20 protein-coding genes are annotated in these 19,833 nt (G+C 52.3%); 8 read left to right on the top strand and 12 right to left on the bottom strand.

From position 1 onward, the window contains the following. Positions 1–322: 322 nt before the first annotated feature. A complete protein-coding gene (polA, locus tag N8M53_RS12405; RefSeq protein ID WP_269578992.1) occupies positions 323–3,073 on the bottom strand; it encodes a DNA polymerase I in 2,751 nt (916 codons plus the stop codon). A gap of 453 nt (positions 3,074–3,526) precedes the next feature. Here polA and elbB point away from each other — a divergent pair, with 453 nt between their 5' ends. Beyond that, positions 3,527–4,177, top strand: coding sequence for an isoprenoid biosynthesis glyoxalase ElbB (elbB, locus tag N8M53_RS12410; protein WP_269578993.1), 651 nt, complete (start codon positions 3,527–3,529; stop codon positions 4,175–4,177). 550 nt (positions 4,178–4,727) lie between these two features. On the opposite strand, the gene N8M53_RS12415 is transcribed toward elbB, so the two are convergent. The 4 genes from N8M53_RS12415 to recQ all read right to left on the bottom strand — a co-directional run bounded on the left by N8M53_RS12415 (position 4,728) and on the right by recQ (position 8,189). Continuing rightward, positions 4,728–5,180 carry a GNAT family N-acetyltransferase gene (locus tag N8M53_RS12415; protein WP_269578994.1) on the bottom strand — a complete coding sequence of 151 codons (453 nt, stop codon included), beginning with the start codon at positions 5,178–5,180 and terminating at the stop codon, positions 4,728–4,730. A gap of 58 nt (positions 5,181–5,238) precedes the next feature. Then, the gene (locus tag N8M53_RS12420) at positions 5,239–5,907 is read right to left on the bottom strand and encodes a 7-cyano-7-deazaguanine/7-aminomethyl-7-deazaguanine transporter (protein WP_077773180.1); all 669 of its coding nucleotides are present in this window, start codon (positions 5,905–5,907) and stop codon (positions 5,239–5,241) included. Between the two features lie 112 nt (positions 5,908–6,019). Then, positions 6,020–6,322: a DUF3630 family protein gene (locus tag N8M53_RS12425; protein WP_269578995.1), complete on the bottom strand. Its 303-nt coding sequence runs from the start codon at positions 6,320–6,322 to the stop codon at positions 6,020–6,022. Continuing rightward, positions 6,309–8,189 carry an ATP-dependent DNA helicase RecQ gene (gene recQ, locus N8M53_RS12430; protein WP_269578996.1) on the bottom strand — a complete coding sequence of 627 codons (1,881 nt, stop codon included), beginning with the start codon at positions 8,187–8,189 and terminating at the stop codon, positions 6,309–6,311. Before recQ ends, N8M53_RS12425 begins: the two co-directional genes overlap by 14 nt. A 171-nt stretch (positions 8,190–8,360) precedes the next feature. Between recQ and rarD the strand changes: the two genes are divergently transcribed. Continuing rightward, positions 8,361–9,293 carry an EamA family transporter RarD gene (gene rarD / locus N8M53_RS12435; RefSeq protein ID WP_077666780.1) on the top strand — a complete coding sequence of 311 codons (933 nt, stop codon included), beginning with the start codon at positions 8,361–8,363 and terminating at the stop codon, positions 9,291–9,293. Beyond that, positions 9,290–9,931 carry a LysE family translocator gene (locus N8M53_RS12440; protein WP_269578997.1) on the top strand — a complete coding sequence of 214 codons (642 nt, stop codon included), beginning with the start codon at positions 9,290–9,292 and terminating at the stop codon, positions 9,929–9,931. The genes rarD and N8M53_RS12440 overlap by 4 nt, the downstream gene beginning before the upstream one ends. A 96-nt stretch (positions 9,932–10,027) precedes the next feature. Here N8M53_RS12440 and uvrD read toward each other — a convergent pair whose 3' ends face one another. Further along, complete coding sequence (gene uvrD, locus N8M53_RS12445) at positions 10,028–12,208, bottom strand: DNA helicase II (protein WP_069360776.1); 2,181 nt, start codon at positions 12,206–12,208, stop codon at positions 10,028–10,030. 242 nt (positions 12,209–12,450) lie between these two features. Between uvrD and N8M53_RS12450 the strand changes: the two genes are divergently transcribed. Genes N8M53_RS12450 through N8M53_RS12465 form a run of 4 tightly spaced genes read left to right on the top strand, consistent with a single transcriptional unit; the run spans position 12,451 to position 14,789 of the window. Further along, complete coding sequence (locus tag N8M53_RS12450; RefSeq protein WP_046074463.1) at positions 12,451–12,711, top strand: DUF2282 domain-containing protein; 261 nt, start codon at positions 12,451–12,453, stop codon at positions 12,709–12,711. A gap of 54 nt (positions 12,712–12,765) precedes the next feature. After that, positions 12,766–13,605 (top strand): DUF692 domain-containing protein, encoded by an 840-nt coding sequence (locus tag N8M53_RS12455; RefSeq protein WP_269578998.1) that lies wholly within the window; start codon positions 12,766–12,768, stop codon positions 13,603–13,605. After that, on the top strand, positions 13,602–14,342 hold the full coding sequence (locus tag N8M53_RS12460; RefSeq protein ID WP_269578999.1) for a DNA-binding domain-containing protein: 741 nt from the start codon (positions 13,602–13,604) through the stop codon (positions 14,340–14,342). Before N8M53_RS12455 ends, N8M53_RS12460 begins: the two co-directional genes overlap by 4 nt. Before the next feature lie 3 nt (positions 14,343–14,345). Beyond that, on the top strand, positions 14,346–14,789 hold the full coding sequence (locus tag N8M53_RS12465) for a DoxX family protein (protein WP_269579000.1): 444 nt from the start codon (positions 14,346–14,348) through the stop codon (positions 14,787–14,789). Here the strand turns inward: N8M53_RS12465 and N8M53_RS12470 are convergent. From N8M53_RS12470 to lptM, 6 genes are read right to left on the bottom strand one after another with little or no spacing between them, the layout of a single operon-like run. Next, positions 14,786–15,514: an HAD-IA family hydrolase gene (locus tag N8M53_RS12470; RefSeq protein WP_269579001.1), complete on the bottom strand. Its 729-nt coding sequence runs from the start codon at positions 15,512–15,514 to the stop codon at positions 14,786–14,788. The two genes, N8M53_RS12465 and N8M53_RS12470, sit on opposite strands and share 4 nt — an antisense overlap. 1 nt (position 15,515) lies before the next feature. Next, positions 15,516–16,487, bottom strand: a complete 972-nt coding sequence (gene xerC, locus N8M53_RS12475) for a tyrosine recombinase XerC (RefSeq protein WP_269579002.1) — start codon at positions 16,485–16,487, stop codon at positions 15,516–15,518. Then, a complete protein-coding gene (locus N8M53_RS12480; protein ID WP_269579003.1) occupies positions 16,484–17,176 on the bottom strand; it encodes a DUF484 family protein in 693 nt (230 codons plus the stop codon). Before N8M53_RS12480 ends, xerC begins: the two co-directional genes overlap by 4 nt. Next, positions 17,173–18,003, bottom strand: a complete 831-nt coding sequence (gene dapF, locus N8M53_RS12485; protein ID WP_269579004.1) for a diaminopimelate epimerase — start codon at positions 18,001–18,003, stop codon at positions 17,173–17,175. The genes N8M53_RS12480 and dapF overlap by 4 nt, the downstream gene beginning before the upstream one ends. Positions 18,004–18,011: 8 nt before the next feature. Further along, a complete protein-coding gene (lysA, locus tag N8M53_RS12490; RefSeq protein WP_269579005.1) occupies positions 18,012–19,265 on the bottom strand; it encodes a diaminopimelate decarboxylase in 1,254 nt (417 codons plus the stop codon). 24 nt (positions 19,266–19,289) lie between these two features. Next, a complete protein-coding gene (lptM, locus tag N8M53_RS12495) occupies positions 19,290–19,400 on the bottom strand; it encodes an LPS translocon maturation chaperone LptM (protein WP_240472642.1) in 111 nt (36 codons plus the stop codon). A 77-nt stretch (positions 19,401–19,477) separates the two neighbouring features. Here lptM and cyaY point away from each other — a divergent pair, with 77 nt between their 5' ends. After that, positions 19,478–19,789: an iron donor protein CyaY gene (cyaY, locus tag N8M53_RS12500; protein ID WP_269579006.1), complete on the top strand. Its 312-nt coding sequence runs from the start codon at positions 19,478–19,480 to the stop codon at positions 19,787–19,789. Positions 19,790–19,833 lie beyond the last annotated feature (44 nt).

Consider the following 19,833-nt stretch of genomic DNA (forward strand, 5'->3'; position numbering starts at 1 on the left):
TGGCAGGGTGTCTTCATCGGTTGGGAAATGGCCAATAAAAAAAGCCCCAGTCAGTATCCTGACTGGGGCTGCTGAATCAGCCAAATCCAATAACGTGAAACAAAAGGTCTGAAAGATAGAACATCTTACCTCTGTACCCTACGCTGCTAACTGTATATCAATCACTCAGTATTGAAAAGTATCTTACGTAATTTTTTTTCATAAAAATAAGGCTATTTAGCGTAAAAACGCCACATATCAGGTGGATAGTGTACAAAAAAAAGCCGATAAAAATATCGACTTTCGGTATAAAACGACATAAAGGTCAATAAAAACCCTTAACTTAGTGGGCTTCTCCCCAGTTATCCCCGAACCCAGCTTCGGCAATCAAAGGAACATCCAAGTCAGCCGCTGACTCCATCAATTTCCGTACTTTGCTTTCAACTTTGGACATTGATGACGTTTTAACTTCCAACACCAGTTCATCGTGAACTTGCATCACCAGACGGGAGTCATCCGCAGCATTGGCTTGAATCCATTGATCAACCAGTATCATCGCACGCTTGATAATATCGGCTGCCGTTCCTTGCATCGGCGCATTGATTGCCGCGCGCTCGGCCCCTTTGCGACGCATGCCATTGCGTGATTTTATTTCAGGCAGATAAAGGCGACGGCCAAAAATGGTTTCTACATAGCCTTTTTCCGCCGCTTGCTCACGGGTACGGTCCATGTAGGCCTTCACGCCTGGGTAGCGCTCAAAGTAGGTATCCATGTAGCTTTGTGCTTCTTGACGGCCAATCCCTAACTGACGAGACAGACCAAAAGCACTCATGCCATAAATCAGACCAAAGTTGATCGCTTTGGCGCGGCGACGCTGTTCACTGGTGACCTCGTCAAGACTCACCCCCATCACTTCCGCGGCGGTGGCGGCGTGAATATCTTTGCCGTCACGGAACGCTTCTAGCAAGGCTTTATCACCGGATAGGTGCGCCATAATCCGCAATTCGATTTGCGAGTAATCGACCGCCAAAATCGTATGATCCGGTTCCGCGGTGAAGGCTTCACGAATACGACGACCCTGTTCGTTACGAATGGGGATATTTTGTAAGTTCGGATCGGTGGACGATAAGCGCCCCGTCGCAGTAACGGCTTGATGATACGAGGTGTGCACACGGCCGGTTTGTGCATTGATCATGCGCGGCAATTTGTCCGTGTAGGTCGATTTGAGCTTTGCCAGCCCACGGTATTCCAAAATCCGCGCTGGCAGCGGGTAATCGAGTGAGAGCTCTTGCAGCACTTCTTCATTGGTTGAAGGGCTACCTGATGGGGTTTTCTTCACCACCGGCAGGCCCATTTTCTCAAACAAAATCGCTTGTAGCTGCTTGGGCGAGCTTAAGTTGAACTCTTCGCCGGCAATCTCAAACGCTTCACGCTCAAGCTCAATCAAACGAGTATGTAACGCTTCTGATTGGGTCGCCAACTTGTCTTTGTCAATTAGCACACCATGACGCTCCATACGCGACAACACGCTGACTAGCGGCATCTCATAGAACTCAAAGATGGTTTTCAGTTTCTCGTCACTGGTGACTTTACCAATCAGGTATTGGTGCAAACGCAACGTAATATCGGCATCTTCCGCCGCATAAGGTGCCGCCTGCTCAAGAGGGATTTGGTTAAAGGTCAGTTGTTTCTTGCCTTTCCCAGCAATCTCTTCAAAACTGATGCAGGTGTGCTGCAAGTAGCGTTCAGCGAGGCTGTCCATGTCATGGCGTCCCGCCACACTGTTATAGACATACGATTCCAGCATGGTGTCATAGGCAATCCCTTTTAAAGTGATCCCGTGACGCGCAAACACACTGGCATCATATTTCAGATTCTGGCCGACTTTCGCGGCTGAAGGATCTTCCAACCAAGGACGCAACACCTCCAGCACCTCATCCAGCGATAATTGAGCCGGCGCTTCCAGATAATCATGCGCTACCGGTACATACGCCGCTTCACCCGGCGCGACGGCAAATGAAATACCAACCAGATTGGCTTCCATATAGTTGAGGCTATCGGTTTCGGTATCGACCGCAACTACCTCAGCGTCACGAATTTTCTTCAGCCAAGTGTCCAGTGCGTCCCGCGTTAATAGCGTCTGGTAGCCACTCCGGTCAATCGTGGTCTCTTGTGGGATAGGCTCATCAGACACCGCCTCTTCCGGCGCATCACCTTCATCCAGCTCTTTGAGCCAGCGGCGGAATTGCAAGTCACGATACATGGCCACCAAGGTGTCATTATCAGGTTCTTGCTTGACCAGCTGTTCAGGGGTGAAATCCAGTTCAACATCCAATTTAATCGTGGCGAGTTGATAAGACAGGTAGGCCGCGTCTTGATGCTCAGTCAGTTTTTTCGCCATGCTTTTCGCGCCGCGGAAGCTGAGCTCAGCAATCTTGTCGAGGTTGGCGTAAATATCGTCCAAGCCACCTAGATTGGCTATCAACGCGGTCGCGGTTTTATCACCGACGCCGGGTACGCCAGGAATGTTATCGACTTTGTCGCCCATCAGGGCAAGGTAATCAATAATATGCTCAGGGCCAAAGCCATACTTCTCACGCACTGCCTCAGGATCCATCACCACATTAGTCATGGTGTTGATTAAGGTGACATGCTCATCCACCAGCTGCGCCATGTCTTTATCACCCGTGCTGATCAGGACCGGCATTCCCGCTTTTGAGGCCTGAGTGGCGAGTGTGCCAATCACATCATCGGCCTCCACCCCTTCTACCGCGAGTAAAGGCAAGCCCATCGCTTTAATAATCTTATGCAAAGGTTCAATTTGCCCGCGTAGATCATCTGGCATCGGTGGACGGTTGGCTTTGTACTGCTCGTACATATCGTCACGAAACGTCTTCCCTTTGGCATCAAAAATCACCGCCACATGCGAATGGGGAAATTGTCGCAACAAACTGCGCAGCATGTTCACCACCCCAAACACAGCCCCGGTGGGTTCACCTTGGCTATTAGTAAGATTAGGAGACGCATGGTATGCCCGGTAAAGGTACGAAGAGCCATCCACGAGGATTAACGGATTGTCGGGAAGAGTTGCCATATCAGAATCTTGATCGCCAGTTAAACACGTTAGCCGTTAAGCATGCCACGAGTCTCGACCCCTGTTAACCATGGTTTTTCCCACAAAGCCGCCAATCTGTGGATAACTTTGTTGGTAATTATTTTATAGGGTTTTGATTTTGTCTAAACAAACCTAAGAAATGAATTTTTTATCAAGTAAAAACATAAACTTAAATCAAGAGCTAGGATCTTGATCTTGATCGAAAAAGGATCCTGTGGTGTGGAAAAAGAAATCGCTATAGCCGTCAAAGGTTGCAGAGAAAGTCATCACAAACTGCGGAGATAATCACCAATTTCTCTTGCGATCTTGACTACTATTTCGCATAAACCCTTGGCCAATGCGACACTGTCAAACGCAATTAAGCGTAGACGACGCTTTATGCATTGCCCACTCTAATTGCAATATTGTAAATGCCGATACAAGGAGAGCGTCATGAAAAAGGTTGCTGTGATCTTATCTGGCTGCGGCGTGTTTGACGGTGCCGAGATCCAAGAAACTGTGTTATCCCTGCTGGCCCTTGAGCAAAACGATGCCCAATGGCAGTGCTTTGCCCCAGATATCGATCAGCACCATGTCATTAATCACCGTACCGGTGAAGCGATGAGCGAAACGCGTAACGTGCTCACTGAGGCGAGCCGCATTGTACGTGGGGATATTCTTCCGCTAACGGATTTGAACGCCGATGACTTCGACGCCTTACTGGTTCCCGGCGGCTTTGGTGCCGCGAAAAACTTGTCGGACTTTGCTTACAATGGCGATCCCGTTCAGGTACACCAGGATATGTTTGCGGTGTGTCAGGCCTTTGCCCGTACCGAAAAACCTGCAGGCTACATGTGTATTGCCCCCATCATGATCCCGCAGATCTACCCGAAAGGCGTCAAAGGCACTATTGGTAATGAGCCCGATATCGCCGCCGCCTTTAACCGTATGGGCGGTGAGCATATCGACTGTCCAGTATCGGATTATGTGTTAGACCAACGTCACCATCTGCTATCCACACCGGCCTATATGCTCGCGACATCCGTCACTGATGCGGCCGTTGGCATCAATCGTATGGTGAAAAAATTGGTGGAGCTCGCCTAACCCCTTCTAATCAACAAAGAGACAGAGAGACAAAGAAGAGAAAAGAAAAAAGCGACGCCGAGATGGGCGTCGCTGTAACAGGTGAGCGCAAAAACAAAGCTGTTATCAGAACAGTTTGCTGGCCCCAATACACTGGAAGCAATGTGAGCAATGTCGTGCCTTCAGCGCTGAGCATGTGGGCTTGGCCCTGAAGACAAGTTAACAATAACCATTCTCATTACCATTTTCAATACTTAATTGAGAATCTTTTTCATTTGTTGATCTTGTGCTCAGACTTACTCGCTGTCATCAAACTGTTATTGCACCCAAAGTCATCACGCCAACAACTTTGGTTCGAAAAGCCAGTGCCCAGAAAAGAAAAAAGCGACACCCCGAGAGGTGTCGCCTAGCAAAAATAGGCTAACTTAATCACTGTCTGATAAGCGCCCCGCTAATACACTGGAAGCAATGTGAGCAATGTCGTGCCTTCAGGGTTGAGCATGTGGGCTTGGCCCTGAGTGCAAGTTAATAATAACCATTCTCATTATCGCTTATCAAGAAAAAAATACGCTTATTTTTCACTCGCTGTACATTTATTGATCTGCTTCTCAAAATAAAGCCGGTAATCGGCAGGCTGACCTTTTTGCTCCAACGCAACCACCTGATAGCCATGCCGCATCAGCATGCACACCATCGCGGTAAAGCGGTTGCGTGATTTGACCGCAAGTGTTTGATAGCCAGAAGCCGCGACCCACGCTTCTTGCGCTTGTAACAAGGCTTTCGCCACCCCTTGACCTCGAGCCGCTTTGGTCACCCCGCCCAGCCAGCTATAAAACTGCGTCTTACTGGTGGCATAGCCTATTTTGGCACCGACAGGCTCACCGTTTTGATACGCCACCAATACCAATGCAGTACGTCCCGCTAATCGCGCGTGGCATTGCTCCAAGGATATACCCGCATCCAACTCGGGCACGCTGTTAAGCACCGTTACCGCTTCCTCTAAGTGCCCAGCACGAATTTCCATTTGACCTCCCGCTGACGTAAAAAAAGAGCCGCGATGCGACTCTTTATTCTGCTATTGATTAGGACGTTTGCTGCACCGTCGCCGACGGGGTCACCTGTGTGATACGCCGGATAATCAGGTTGAGCAACACTCCATACATAGGAATAAACAGCCCCAAGCTAATAATCAGCTTAAAGGCATAGTCTACCAAGGCGATTTCGACCCAGTGCTCGGCCATAAAGGCATCTTGGCTTTGGTAAAACGCAATCGCGAAAAAGGCGAGCGTGTCTGACGCATTGCCAAACAGGGTAGAACAACTTGGCGCGACCCACCATTGGCGCTGCTGGCGTAACCGATTAAACACATGAATATCTAGGATCTGGCCAAGCAGGTAAGCCATAAAGCTGGCAATCGCAATCCGTGCGACGGTGAGATTAAACGTGCCCATCTCCGCTAACCCTTGATAGCTGCCCTGATAAAACAAGACGGATAACACGTAGGAAATCAGCAGCGAGGGCACCATCACCAGCAATATAATGCGGCGTGCCAATGCCGGACCATAGATCCTGACGGTTAAATCAGTGGCCAAGAAAATAAACGGAAAGGTAAACGCCCCCCAGGTGGTGTGGAAACCCCAAACCGTAAAGGGGATCTGCACCAAGTAGTTGCTGGAGGCAATGATCAGTAAATGAAAAATCACGAGGTAACCCAGCGCTTTACGCTGCTGAGCAAGAGAAAAGTGGCTCATAGTGCACCTTTTTGTTATTGGGGGCGAGGGAACCCAAAAAACTTAGCTACCCGTCCACAGGCAGCGCGAGGTGGCGAATTATACAGCAATCAATCAGCGGTGCCAGCGCAATTTAGAGGGGCGGATGACGCAACCACCAGCGGCGCAAAAAGGCAATTACCTCATCGCCCTCCTCATCCAGCGCTTCTAACCACACGCTCTGGGTGTAATGTGCTGCTTTGAGCATCAAACGCGTGCCTTCGAAATCAATCAGCCAGGTCATCATGTCCGCGTCTTGTTGGCACTCCAGCACAGAGGCTTCGAGAGCTTGCAGCAATGGCCGACAGATTTCTTTGCCATTATCCGCATCCAGCTGCGGCTGATAAAACGCCAAGGTGTTGTCGGACGCTATCAATTGCCAATTACTCGGTGCCATAGCCGTACTCGCTCAAACTCAAGTGATCGTCAATCAAGTCCAAAAACGCATCGCCGAATTTTTCGAGCTTGCGCTGCCCCACGCCACTCACCGCCAAGAGCTCCGCTTGCGATGACGGCAGCATCTCGGCCATTTCCATCAAGGTTGCGTCGTTAAACACCACATAAGGTGGAATATCTTCTTCATCAGCAATGGCTTTACGTAACTTACGCAGCTTGGCGAACAGTTTTTTATCGTAATGACGCTGGCTCAGCTTGTTGGCCTTGGTGCGAGGGCTGAGGCCAATACGCGGTACCGCCAGCTCAAGGGCAATCTCGCTGCGCAGTAATGGTCGCGCTTGTTCAGTTAACTGCAGCACCGAGCTACGGGCAATGTTTTGCACCAGATAACCGCGATGGATCAATTGGCGAATAATGCTTACCCAGTATTCATGGCTCCACTCTCGTCCGATGCCGTAGGTAGAGAGCTTGTCATGGCCATGATCTTTAATGCGCTGATTTTGCATCCCGCGCAACACTTCCACCACGTATCCAACCCCGAAACTTTGGTTAACACGGTACACGCACGACAGCGCTTTTTGTGCTTGTTCGGTGCCATCAAAATGGGTGGGCGGGTCGAGGCAAATATCACAGTTGCCACACGGGGTTTGCCGATGCTCACCAAAGTAGTTTAGGAGCACTAAACGACGACAGGTTTGTGCTTCGGCAAATGCGCCCATCGCGGTCAGTTTATGGCTTTCGACCTGCTTTTGGGGCCCATCCGGCTTTTCTTCCAAGCAGCGATGGAGCCATCCCATGTCGGAGGGGTCATACAACAACACCGCTTCAGCCGGCAGTCCATCTCGCCCTGCTCGGCCGGTTTCTTGGTAGTAAGATTCAATATTGCGCGGCACATCATAGTGCACCACAAAGCGAACATTGGGCTTGTTGATCCCCATTCCAAACGCCACGGTCGCCACCACAATGTTAACATCGTCACGTTGGAACGCCTCTTGGACTGATCCGCGCGCCTCAGTGGTCATCCCTGCATGGTAAGCGGCGGCGAGCATATTGTTATCACACAGTTTTTGAGTAACCTGCTCAACCCGCTTACGGCTATTGCAATAGACAATCCCTGATTGGCCGCGTTGACTGCTCAAAAACTGCACCAATTGGGCCAAAGGTTTGTGCTTTTCTAGCAAGGTGTAGCGAATGTTAGGGCGGTCAAAGCTACCCAGATGCACCAGCGGATCATGCAGGGCAAGGCGGGACAAAATATCCTCGCGCGTGGTGGCATCCGCGGTGGCTGTCAGCGCCATCACCGGCACATCAGGAAAGTGCTGTTTGAGCTGGCCTAAAGAGGCATATTCGCGACGAAAGTCATGCCCCCACTGGGAAATACAGTGCGCTTCGTCGACCGCAATCAACGCCAGTTGCCACTCCGTTAAGCGATGGATAAAGTCACGCCCTAGCGCGCGCTCAGGCGACACATAGAGTAGTTTCACCTCCCCCTGATTTAGCGCACGCAAAGTATCCGCTTGCGCCTCAGGCGTCATCGCTGAGTTTAAGCACGCCGCCGCAACCCCATTGGCATTAAGCTGGTCAACCTGATCTTTCATCAATGAAATCAAAGGTGAAATCACCACGGTCAAGCCGGTGCGCACCAACGCGGGGATCTGATAGCACAGTGACTTCCCTCCCCCGGTCGGCATAATCACCAAGGCATCACGCCCCGCAATCGCTGCATCGATGACCGCTTGCTGACCCTCGCGGAACTGGTGATAACCAAACACCGCTTTGAGTACCTGATGGGCAGGACTCACGGCAGGATCAGCGGTAGCGGCGTCAGTTTCGGTTGACGCATCGGCATGGGCGGGGGTGGCGGACATAATCAAGCTCATTACTCAAACTGGCGCTCATTCTACCGACACCCCGTAAGCGATGAAACCCTGAGCACAGAGAAAGGTGCTTGCGCCCGCCCTTACAACTTGTTACATCTAGGCAACATGCACACGTTCGTGTTCATCCCTGACCGACACTTATAACGAGACTGCGCTGTGATTCCTGATCCAAAACGCACACGCCAAGGCGTGTTACTGGCCCTTGCGGCCTACATTATGTGGGGTATCGCTCCCATGTACTTTAAAACGGTCAACCATATTCCGGCGCCCGAAATTTTAGCGCACCGGGTATTGTGGTCGTTTGTCTTTTTGGCATTGCTGCTTTTTTTCACCCGTCGTTTTTATCAGCTCAAGCCGATTATCCGCGAGCCGAAAAAGCTGTTGATGTTGATGCTCACCTCTTGCTTTATTGGCTGTAATTGGCTGATTTTTATCTGGGCGATTGTCAATAACCGCATGCTAGATGCCAGCCTTGGCTACTACATTAATCCACTGGTGAACGTGGCGCTGGGGATGATCTTTCTTGGTGAGCGTTTCCGCCGTCTACAGTGGCTTGCGGCCGCGCTAGCGTTGGTGGGGGTATTAGTACAACTGATCACCTTTGGCTCACTGCCTTGGATTGCGTTAGTGCTGGCCACCAGTTTTGCGATTTACGGATTACTGCGCAAAAAAATAAACCTCCCTGCGGTGCCGGGGTTGTTTGTGGAAACCTGCACACTCTTGCCCGTTGCGCTGATTTATCTGTGGCAGTTTGCCGATACCCCCAGCGCCAACTTGCTCGATAATCCCATCAACCTGAATATGCTACTGGCCGCTGCCGGTTTGATCACCACGGTGCCTTTACTGTGCTTTACGGGTGCTGCCACTCGCTTACCCTTAACGGTATTGGGCTTTTTCCAATATATCGGCCCTAGCTTAATGTTTTTACTTGCCGTCGGCTTGTATGACGAACCCTTTACCCCAGATAAAGCCACCACCTTTGCCTTTATTTGGGCCGCCTTGGCGATATTTAGCTTTGATGCCTATCGAGCGAAGCGCCAGCAAGAGGCCAAGATAGAGACCACGCCTTTGTCAGCAGGAAAATCAGGATGAATGAGTTCGCTATTCTCGCCACACTGGCGGGGGTGCATATGATTGCACTGCTCAGCCCCGGGCCCGACTTTGCCTTGGTGCTCCAAAATGCGACCCGTTATGGCCGTGCTACTGGTTTGGCGATTGCGCTAGGGTTATCGCTCAGTATTTTGGCGCACACAATACTGAGCATTACCGGCATCAGTCTGTTGGTGCATCAGCACCCACAACTCTTTATGTGGGTGCAGGTGGCGGGGGGCAGTGTGCTGATGTATTTAGGCCTTAGCGCGATTAAAGGCTTGCTCGCCGCCACTGCGCCGGCGCAAACCACCAATGATGCGCCTGCGGTACACGGCCAAAAACAGGCCTTTTGGAAAGGGGTACTGACCAACCTTTTCAACCCTAAAGCTTTGGTGTTTTTTATTTCGTTGATGAGTACCTTGGTGCCGGCCAGCATGTCTGCCAGTGGCAAAGCCATGGCCGTGGCGGTGGTGTTCTTACTCTCATTAGGCTGGTTTTCTTCGCTCGCCTGGCTGCTATCAGGCAGTCGCGTACAACAAGTGCTCACCAAGGTCGCCCCAGTTATCGATGGCCTGTGTGCGCTGTTGTTTTTGCTGTTAGGTGGCGCGGTCGTTTGGCAAGCCGGCGTGTTCGGCTAACGCCGCGGCTGAAAAAATGCAGGCAATCGAGTCAATACCAATACGCCCAGCCAAGGCTGGGCGTATGTGACGTTTTTTGGCGTTAAGCAGCCGAGATTAAAGCGCTTCCAGTTTGGCGTACTGAGTCACCAACCACTTAATCCCTTCCCCATTAAAGGCAACTTGCACGCGGCTTTGTCCGCCACTGCCTTCAAAGTTGATGATGGTGCCTTCACCAAACTTAGGGTGTTGAACCCGCTGACCCAAACTAAATCCGGTTTGGTTAAAGTTCTCCTGAGTCTGCGTTTTGGAAAAACGACCACCGCTTGCAGCAGGGCGTGAGACATTGGCACGCATACGCACTTCTTCCAAGCAGGCCTCGGGCAGCTCACGTATAAAGCGCGAGATCTTATGGAACATGTCTTTGCCGTAAACACGGCGCATTTCTGCGTAGGTCAGATAGAGTTTTTCCATCGCTCGCGTCATGCCGACATAGCAAAGGCGACGCTCTTCTTCTAAGCGGCCCGCTTCTTCAGCTGACATCTGACTGGGGAACATGCCCTCTTCCACCCCGACCATAAAGACTAAGGGGAATTCGAGGCCTTTGGCACTGTGCAAGGTCATCAATTGGACCGCATCATCAAACTCGTCCGCTTGGCCTTCACCGGCCTCAAGGGCGGCGTGGGCCAAGAATGCCGACAGTGGTGTCATGCCTTCCGCTTCCGCCTCTTCTGGCGGCGTGAATTGGCGCGTGGCGGTCACCAACTCTTCCAAGTTATCAACGCGTGCTTGCGCCTTTTCGCCTTTTTCTTGCTCGTACATGGCGCGCAAGCCGGAGTGACGGATCACTGCATCGGTTTGTTGATACAGTGCCATGTCACGGGTGTCATCTTCTAGCGCATTGACCAGCTCGATAAACCGGCCCAATGCATTGGCCGCGCGCCCTGCCAGCGCTTTTTCTGCCAAAATTTGCTCGGCAGTGTGCCATAAGGTTTGGCCGCGATCGCGCGCCGCGCCACGAAGCGTCTCAAGGGTGCGATCACCAATCCCTCGAGTGGGCGTGTTTACCACCCGCTCGAACGCCGCATCGTCATTGCGGTTGGCCATCAAACGTAAATACGCCAGTGCATCTTTGATTTCCTGACGTTCGAAAAAGCGCATGCCACCGTAAATACGATAAGGCAAGCCAGCTTGAATTAAGGCTTCTTCCAGCACCCGAGATTGGGCGTTGTTGCGGTATAAAATCGCGCTATCAGTGAGTGCGCCGCCTTCGTCTTGCCAAGTTTTGATTTTACCGACCACAAAACGCGCTTCATCCAGTTCATTAAAACCGGCATACACAGAGATGGGCTCACCCTCTTTGCCCTCGGTCCACAGGCTTTTGCCCATCCGGTCGGCATTGTTTTCAATTAGGGTGTTCGCCGCTTGCAAAATCGTACTGGTTGAGCGGTAGTTTTGCTCCAAACGAATGGTCTGAGGGGTGGTGAAATCGTCCAGAAAACGCTGAATATTCTCGACTTTCGCGCCACGCCAACCGTAAATGGATTGGTCGTCGTCCCCCACAATCATCACATGCGCCTGTTGGCCGGCCATCATACGCAGCCACGCATATTGGATGTTGTTGGTATCTTGGAACTCATCCACCAAAATGTGCTGGAAACGTGCTTGATAGTGTTCGCGGATCACCGCTTTATCGCGCAATAACTCTAAGGTTCGCAGCAAGATCTCGGCAAAATCCACCAAACCGGCGCGGTCACAGGCTTCTTGATAAGCCTGATAAATCCGCAGCCAAGTGCTTTCAACCGGATCATGGCGGGTATCAATGTGCTTGGGACGCAAGCCTTCGTCTTTTTTGCCATTGATGTACCAACTCGCTTGCTTGGCGGGCCAATGTTTTTCATCCAAGTTTTGCGCTTTAATTAACCGGCGTAGCAAGCGCTGCTGGTCATCTGAATCAAGAATTTGGAAGTCTTGTGGCAGGTTGGCGTCTAAATAGTGGGCACGGAGAATACGATGGCAAATGCCGTGGAAGGTGCCGCACCACATGCCAGAGGCGGTGCCTTGCATCAATTGCTCGATACGGCCGCGCATTTCCGCTGCCGCTTTGTTGGTGAAGGTTACCGCCATCACCGAGAACGGCGACGCCTCTTCCACCCGCATTAGCCAAGCCATACGATGAACCAGCACTCGGGTTTTACCACTGCCAGCACCTGCCAGCACCAAATGGTTGCCGAGCGGCGCGGCCACGGCTTCACGCTGTTTGTCGTTGAGTCCGTCAAGAAGAGTTGATACGTCCATCGCCACCTGCCATTTTACTGGGTATTTATACACTGGTTAGCGATTATACCAGCTCGCCACTAAATTGCGCGCCCGATCCCGACGCAACTTTTTTAAACAAACATTCAGCAAGTTAGCCCTCACCATGCAAAAAAACCGCTTTAGTGGTGAAAGATTGCGCAGTGTTTTCCTATCTTGGTTTATATGCCCACCACGAATCAGTGGGCTGATAACACCAATACGGAACAAGAAGAGGAAGCATGATGAAACACACTAACCTAGCGGTTGCCGCTGCTGTGACAGGATTACTGGCTGTAGGCGCGACCACACTCACTAGCGCACCGGCCCACGCGGCAGAAAAAGAAAAATGCTATGGCGTCGCCAAAGCCGGACAAAATGACTGCGCCACCAATACCAGCTCCTGCGCGGGCACCTCCACCGAAGACGGCCAAAAAGATGCGTTTGTGATGGTACCAAAAGGCTTGTGCGATCGCTTAGCCGGCGGCAGTACCTCGTCATCCTGATATGGCGCGCCCGGGCTTGTCCCGGGCTTTGTCACTTGATCACAAGGAGCGACCATGGATGAGGCAACCGTTTTGACCGGCGTGGGGCTCAGACAACCCCATCTCGCCTACTTCGACCAATATCGCCCAAAGCTTGGCTGGCTAGAAATTCACAGTGAAAACTATTTCCGCCCTCACCGTCCTGCTTTTTCAACCCTGATGCGATTACGTGAGGATTACGCCATCAGCTGTCATGGCGTGGGATTATCGCTGGGGAGCGACGAGCCGCTTGATCGGGCCCATTTAGACAAACTGTGTACACTGGTCAAACACGTCGAGCCACTGTTTGTGTCTGACCATTTAAGTTGGAGCCGGATAGACGGGCAACACTTTCACGATTTACTCCCCCTCCCTTACACCGAGCAAGCGTTGCGAGTATTTTGCGCCAATGTGCAACAGGTTCAAGATGCGCTACAGCGCCCCCTACTGATTGAGAACCCATCGAGCTATTTATGTTTTGCTCAGGGTGACTACCACGAATGGGAATTTATCGCCGAAGTGCACGCTCGCACGGGCTGCGATTTGCTGCTCGATTTAAATAACGTTCATGTCAGCGCGTTTAACCATGATTTTAGCGCCAGTACCTACCTTGACGCGATTCCCGCCCATGCGGTGAAAGAAATTCACCTTGCTGGGTTTACCGTCAAACACACCCCCGCAGGAGAAATTTGGATAGACACCCATAACCAACCGGTTAGCGAGGCGGTGTGGACGCTCTATCAACAGTGGATTGACCGCCACGGCCCTCGCCACACCCTCATTGAGTGGGATAGCGACTTGCCCGCGCCCGAGCGATTGTTAGCAGAAGCGGCCAAAGCCCGCCACCGACTGGCTCGACACAAGGAGGCGGTATGACGCTGGCAACCCTGCAGCAGGCCTTTGCTGATACATTGCGAGATGATCCACAACCGCTGCCGATAAAAGACGGTCGTGTTGCCGCTGACAAGCGATTGCAGATTTATCGCAACCATTATGTGGTCACCCTCACTGACACCTTAAAATGCGTGTATCCCAAGACCTGTGCACTATTAGGTGAGGCGTGTTTTGATGCGGTAGCGCGTCATCATGCGATGATGCATCCCCCGCAAACTGGGGTGATGGAAGACTATGGCGCACAGTTCGATGCGACCTTGCGCGCCCTACCCAATATTATCGAGCCCGTGCCGTGTTGCGCCGAGCTGGCCCGTTTTGAGTGGGCACAAGTGGTACTCACCCTCGCCCCTCCCTCTCCGGCGTTTGAAGGCAGCGCGCTCGCGTTGCTAAGCCCTGAGCAACAAACGCAAGTTTGTTTACCGCTCAACCAGCAAGCCCGTTTATTTGAAAGCGACTACGCGGTCAGTGACGTATGGCAAGCGATCGCCACCGAGCAGTTCGAAGGCTTGGTGGTCGAGAAGCCGCAATCTTTGTTATTGGTTGCTCACCAAGACAAGGTGCATTGGTACACGCTCAATACCCATCATGTCAGTGTGCTCAAAACCTGCCCCCACACACCATTAGGCGACCTGTCAGAAGTGCAACTGGCGTGTGTGTCTGAGCTCGCGGCCATGAACGCGTTTACCACCCCAACGACTGCCTGCAATGCTAAGGAGTAAGCCATGTGGCTAACCATAATCAATCACACCTTCACCCGCGCGCTTACCCCACTGCAACCGCTACTTCTTCTGGTGGGCCGCGTCTATGTGGCATGGATTTTTTTTCAATCTGGGCTAATCAAATACCAAAATTGGGACAGCACCCTATACCTGTTCGAGTATGAGTATCAGGTTCCGTTGCTGCCGTGGCAGCTGGCCGCATATTTAGGGACCACGGCGGAGCTGATTTTGCCGGTATTTGTTGCTTTGGGCCTGCTCGCGCGTCCCATGACCTTGGCGTTATTTGTGTTCAACATTGTCGCGGTCGCTTCCTACCCACTGCTATGGGAGCGTGGCTATGATGACCACATTATGTGGGGCGTGATCTTATTGGTGGTCAGTGTGTGGGGGCCGGGTTGGCTTAACCTCGATAACTGGCTAGCCCGCAAACAAAGCGGCACCGATTAGCGGTGCCACTGCTGAATAAGGGTATCGAGCTCAGATAAATCGTCGATCGCCACATCCGGTAAGGTGCGTCCTTTGCGCATCATCGGAGATTGGCGCTCTGGGCGGATCCAACAGGCTTGCATGCCCACTTGGCGCGCGCCAGCCACATCCGAACTTAAGTGATCGCCCACATGTAAAATGCGCGCCGGGGCGATGCCCAAGGCCTGCGCCGCCTTATCAAACATCTCCGGGTTCGGCTTGGCCGCACCGTGTTCACCGGCACGGAAAATATGCTGGAAAAACGGCGTCAGGCCAATCGCATCGGTGTCGACATTACCGTTAGTGATGGCCACCAATGGCAGTTTCTCGGACCAAGCTTTTAAGTAAGCCACACTTTGCGCCGGCGGAGTAAAGTCACTGCGATATCCGCAAAAGAAGGTCGTCGCCGCTTGAGCTTGTGCACGCGCCTTCTCCGCAGTTAAACCCACATGTTCACCGGCAAGCGTCAGCTGGGCAACCCGCATCGCGGTAACATCAAAGCGTTGGGCAGGGTTCTCATCACGGGCTTGGCGACGAAATCCCGCAAGGGTGGCTTTATCAAGCGCGGCGAGCGGTGGGCAGTGCTCACTCAAATAGTCGCTTAGCGCCGCCTCCGCGCGTGCGATCACCGGCCAGTTATCGTACAAGGTATCATCCAAGTCAAAACTCACCGCATCAAACGCGTTTAAGCGACGATAAAATTTCATATCACGACTCCGAGTTGTTTTTTTTGCCTGCGCTGGGTTTACGAGCCTCTGTGCTGCGGGCGCGGGGATGCGCCGCGTCATACACTTTCGCCAAGTGTTGAAAATCCAAGTGGGTATAAATTTGTGTGGTGCTTAAATCGGCATGGCCAAGCAGCTCTTGCACCGCCCGCAAATCCCCAGACGATTCCAGCATGTGAGTGGCAAAGCTGTGGCGCAGTTTGTGAGGATTAATATGGCTGTTCACCGCCTGCTTTTGTCCCCACTCCGCCATACGTTTTTGCACGCTACGGTGCGAAATTCGCTGGCCCAGTTTAGAGATAAATAGCGCTTCTTCTGGCCCTTTGAGGAGCTGGTTGCGCACTTTTAGCCAGTTCATCACCCAGGTTTTCGCCATGCCGGAAAAAGGCACGATACGCTCCTTTTCCCCTTTACCGGTGACACGCAAATCCCCTTTACGTACCGAGACATCACGCACGTTGAGATCCACCAGCTCGGCTAAACGCAACCCTGCGCCATACATCAGCTCCATCATCGCCCGATCCCGTACCGACAGCGGGTCGTCTTGATCCACCTCGAGCAGCTGATTCATTTCATCCACATCGAGGTTTTTCGGCAACTGGCGCCCTTGCTTGGGCGCGGCGACCCCTTTGGCTGGGTTGGCGGCAAGCTGTTCGGTTTTTACGAGATAGTCGAAAAAGCTGCGCAGTGCGGACAGCCGCAACGCAATACTGCCCGGTTTGAGGCCATCGCGTTTGGCTTGGCTCGAAATTTGTCGCACCCAGTCGGCATCTACATCTTGCCAATAAGCGATGCCCCGCGCGCTCAGAAAGTCGACAATCTTATCTAACTGGCGCTGATAATTACGTTGCGTATGGGCACTGAGGCCCCGTTCGCTGAGTTGATATTGATAAAAGCGATCAAGAGGGACCGTCAGTGAACGGGGAGCCGCTTGGTCAGACGTTACCGCTGTCACTGACGCTCACCCTTGTTCGTCCACTGGCTACATAAGATGGCCAAGTGTGCCGCCAGCTGTTCGATAAAAAGGGTGTCCATTTCTGGCTGAAAGTGCCCGCCATCTGCGCTCGCAAAGCTCAACAGTCCCCACTCTTTGCCTTCCCCTTTAATCGGTATCAGCGCAAAAGAGCCTAGCTCCGGTGGCGTTGCCATCACCGCTTCCGCATCCACACGGCGCAAGCGTCCGAGATAACAACGACGTCCGGCAAAATGATGACTCTTTAATTGATCCACCGCCTGACGTGAGATGCTCTGCAGCCCGTCGATAGGCGCATACACCCGTAAGCTGACGCTCAGTTGCAGTTGCTCGCTAAGCGTCGTCAATGCTTTTTGCACCGCCTGCGGCGTATTAGCACGCAGCAGCGCCTGATGCGCCTCGGCAAAGGCACGAAACAGGGCATCGTTTTTTGCCCCTAGACTCATCAGTTGGGTAATGTCTTCTTCCAGCTCCGCCACCCGCTCACGCAGGCGCTTAAGTTGAATTTCCACCAGCGATACTGCACCTTGCTCGCCGTGTGGCACGGTCAGCTGCGTCAGTAAATCGCGATGGCGAATAAAAAAATCTGGATTATCTTTTAAATACGCTGCCACCGCCTCATCGCTAAGAGGCATGGTTTCCAGTGTCGAGGCTTCTACCCCATCATTCATAATTGCAATTGTCCATCAAATACATGTGTCGCTGGGCCTGTCATTGATAAGGGATGACCCGGCCCACGCCAGCGAATGCGGAGATCTCCACCGGGTAAACTCACCGTTACTTGCTCATCAAGCAGGCCTTGTATAATCCCGACCGCAACCGCGGCACACGCGCCACTGCCACAGGCTTGGGTTTCGCCGGCACCGCGCTCGTACACTCTAAGCTTAATCGCATTGCGGGAAAGGATCTGCATAAAGCCGGCATTGACCCGTTCAGGGAAGCGTTCGTGACTTTCAAGTAGCGGTCCCAAGGTGTCCACGTCGGCATGGTCAACATCCTCGACCACAGTCACTACATGCGGGTTGCCCATGCTCACGGCACCCACAAACAAGGTCTGCTCCGCCACCCGCATCAAGTAGGTTTTCTCTTGTGAGTTGGCACGAAACGGAATTTTCCCCGGTGTGAATTCCGGCTCGCCCATGTTCACGCGCACCTGATTGTCGTTTTCAATGTGCAGCAGCATTTTACCGGCTTGGGTGCTCACGCTGATCTGATGCTTATTGGTCAGCCCTTTCATTCGCACGAAGCGCGCAAAACAGCGCGCACCATTGCCACATTGAGAGACTTCCGATGCGTCAGGGTTAAAAATGCGATAGTGGAAATCCGTCTCGGGATCGTAAGGCGGTTCAACCACGAGTAACTGGTCAAACCCGACGCCACGCTGGCGATCAGCCAGACGCCGAATCAGATCCGGCGAAAAGAACGCGTTTTGCGTGACACAGTCAACCACCATGAAGTCGTTGCCCAGTCCGTGCATTTTTGCAAACTGTACCTGCATGCCAATCCTTATTCTGGTAGGCGCTGTTCAAGCTGCCATAACGACGCCAAGCTCTCGCGCTCGCGCACAAGATGCGCTTGGTCACCATCGACCATCACCTCGGCCGGGCGGCAGCGTGAATTATAGTTTGACGCCATCACAAAGCCATATGCGCCCGCCGAGCGCACCGCCAGCAAATCGCCCGCTTCTAGCACCAACGAGCGGTTTTTGCCCAAGTAATCACCGGTTTCGCACACTGGGCCTACTAAATCATAGGTTTGTGGCTCCCCTTGGCGCGGCACCACAGGGATGATTTCTTGATAGGCTTGATACAGTGACGGACGAATTAAATCGTTCATCCCCGCATCGATAATGGCAAAGTTTTTGTGCTCACTGTGCTTGAGGAATTCGACCTTGGTCAGCAACACTCCTGCATTGGCAGCAATCGCACGGCCTGGCTCAAAAATCAGCTCAAGATGACGATGATTGTCCAAACGCGCCATCAGGGCTTTAGCGTACTCAGAAGGCTGAGGCGGCTTCTCGTCACTGTAGGTGACCCCCAGTCCGCCACCGACATCGAGATGACGAATCGCAATGCCTTCATCGCCTAAGGTATCAATCAGCGCCAACAAACGGTCGGTAGATTCAATAAAAGGCGCGAGTTCGGTCAGCTGCGAGCCGATGTGACAATCAATGCCTTCCACATTCAAATGTGGCAAGCTGGCGGCATAGCGGAAGCTGCTCAATGCTTGGTCGAACGCAATACCAAACTTATTGTCTTTCAGCCCGGTTGAGATGTAGGGGTGGGTGTTGGCATCAACGTCTGGGTTAATGCGCAACGATATCGGCGCTTGCACACCTAACTCACCCGCCACTTGGTTTAAGCGGTCGAGTTCAGAGTGTGATTCTACGTTAAAGCATTTGATACCTACTTCCAGTGCGCGACGCATCTCTGCGGCCGTTTTCCCTACGCCAGAAAACACCACTTTCGCGGGATCACCACCGGCGACGAGCACGCGCTCGAGTTCACCTTGAGAGACAATATCAAATCCTGATCCCAGGCGTGCTAGCACATTTAACACACCGATATTGGCGTTCGCTTTGACGGCGTAACACACCAAATGCGGGTGGTCGCCCACGGCATGATCAAACGCATGCCAATGGCGCTCAAAGGTGGCTCGCGAGTAAACGTACAAGGGTGTGCCGTGCTCATCGGCAAGCTGGGTCAAGGGCAGTGATTCGGCCCACAGCTGGCCGTCGTCCTGATAGTTGAAATAGTCCAAGGTGCTCTTCCCTGTTGTGGTTGATTATTGATTTTGCGTCGGTTGTTCGTCCGGATAGTACAGGGGCCCTTGTTGGCCACAGCCGGTCAGTGTCATGATGCCAGTGAACATCAGTAAAATGACGAGTTTTCGCATAGTGAATGCCAGTGATTATCGAGTCAATGCCCTCTATAATCGCATCACAACCATGAAAAGCAATAGGATGTAACGGGATGAACACAACGGAATATCATCAGTTGGTCGATTTACAAATGCAGGCCATTGAAGAAGGTATCGATGACTCAGGCGCCGACATCGATTATGAGAGCGTTGGCAACGTGATGACGCTGGAATTTGATGATGGCAGCCAAATCATCATTAACCGCCAAGAGCCGATGCAAGAAATATGGGTGGCGTCAAAAAGTGGTGGATTCCACTTTGGCCTTAAAGACGGTAAATGGACTTGCAGCAAAACAGGCCTGGTGTTGATGGATTTAGTGCAACAAGAGTGCAGCAAACACGCGGGTGAGCCTGTTTCTTGGTAAGCAATTACAGGGAAAGCACACATGGGATCCCGAGCATCGGGATC

This window comes from Salinivibrio kushneri (genome assembly GCF_027286325.1).
In the GTDB taxonomy this organism is placed as follows: domain Bacteria; phylum Pseudomonadota; class Gammaproteobacteria; order Enterobacterales; family Vibrionaceae; genus Salinivibrio; species Salinivibrio kushneri_A.

Excerpts from the sequence above, each read along its gene's own strand:
- polA (WP_269578992.1), bottom strand. The coding sequence starts at position 3,073 with ATGGCAACTCTTCCCGACAATCCGTTAATCCTCGTGGATGGCTCTTCG.
- elbB (WP_269578993.1), top strand. The coding sequence starts at position 3,527 with ATGAAAAAGGTTGCTGTGATCTTATCTGGCTGCGGCGTGTTTGACGGT.
- N8M53_RS12415 (WP_269578994.1), bottom strand. The coding sequence starts at position 5,180 with ATGGAAATTCGTGCTGGGCACTTAGAGGAAGCGGTAACGGTGCTTAAC.
- N8M53_RS12420 (WP_077773180.1), bottom strand. The coding sequence starts at position 5,907 with ATGAGCCACTTTTCTCTTGCTCAGCAGCGTAAAGCGCTGGGTTACCTC.
- N8M53_RS12425 (WP_269578995.1), bottom strand. The coding sequence starts at position 6,322 with ATGGCACCGAGTAATTGGCAATTGATAGCGTCCGACAACACCTTGGCG.
- recQ (WP_269578996.1), bottom strand. The coding sequence starts at position 8,189 with ATGTCCGCCACCCCCGCCCATGCCGATGCGTCAACCGAAACTGACGCC.
- N8M53_RS12440 (WP_269578997.1), top strand. The coding sequence starts at position 9,290 with ATGAATGAGTTCGCTATTCTCGCCACACTGGCGGGGGTGCATATGATT.
- uvrD (WP_069360776.1), bottom strand. The coding sequence starts at position 12,208 with ATGGACGTATCAACTCTTCTTGACGGACTCAACGACAAACAGCGTGAA.
- N8M53_RS12450 (WP_046074463.1), top strand. The coding sequence starts at position 12,451 with ATGAAACACACTAACCTAGCGGTTGCCGCTGCTGTGACAGGATTACTG.
- N8M53_RS12455 (WP_269578998.1), top strand. The coding sequence starts at position 12,766 with ATGGATGAGGCAACCGTTTTGACCGGCGTGGGGCTCAGACAACCCCAT.
- N8M53_RS12460 (WP_269578999.1), top strand. The coding sequence starts at position 13,602 with ATGACGCTGGCAACCCTGCAGCAGGCCTTTGCTGATACATTGCGAGAT.
- N8M53_RS12465 (WP_269579000.1), top strand. The coding sequence starts at position 14,346 with ATGTGGCTAACCATAATCAATCACACCTTCACCCGCGCGCTTACCCCA.
- N8M53_RS12470 (WP_269579001.1), bottom strand. The coding sequence starts at position 15,514 with ATGAAATTTTATCGTCGCTTAAACGCGTTTGATGCGGTGAGTTTTGAC.
- N8M53_RS12480 (WP_269579003.1), bottom strand. The coding sequence starts at position 17,176 with ATGAATGATGGGGTAGAAGCCTCGACACTGGAAACCATGCCTCTTAGC.
- dapF (WP_269579004.1), bottom strand. The coding sequence starts at position 18,003 with ATGCAGGTACAGTTTGCAAAAATGCACGGACTGGGCAACGACTTCATG.
- lptM (WP_240472642.1), bottom strand. The coding sequence starts at position 19,400 with ATGCGAAAACTCGTCATTTTACTGATGTTCACTGGCATCATGACACTG.
- cyaY (WP_269579006.1), top strand. The coding sequence starts at position 19,478 with ATGAACACAACGGAATATCATCAGTTGGTCGATTTACAAATGCAGGCC.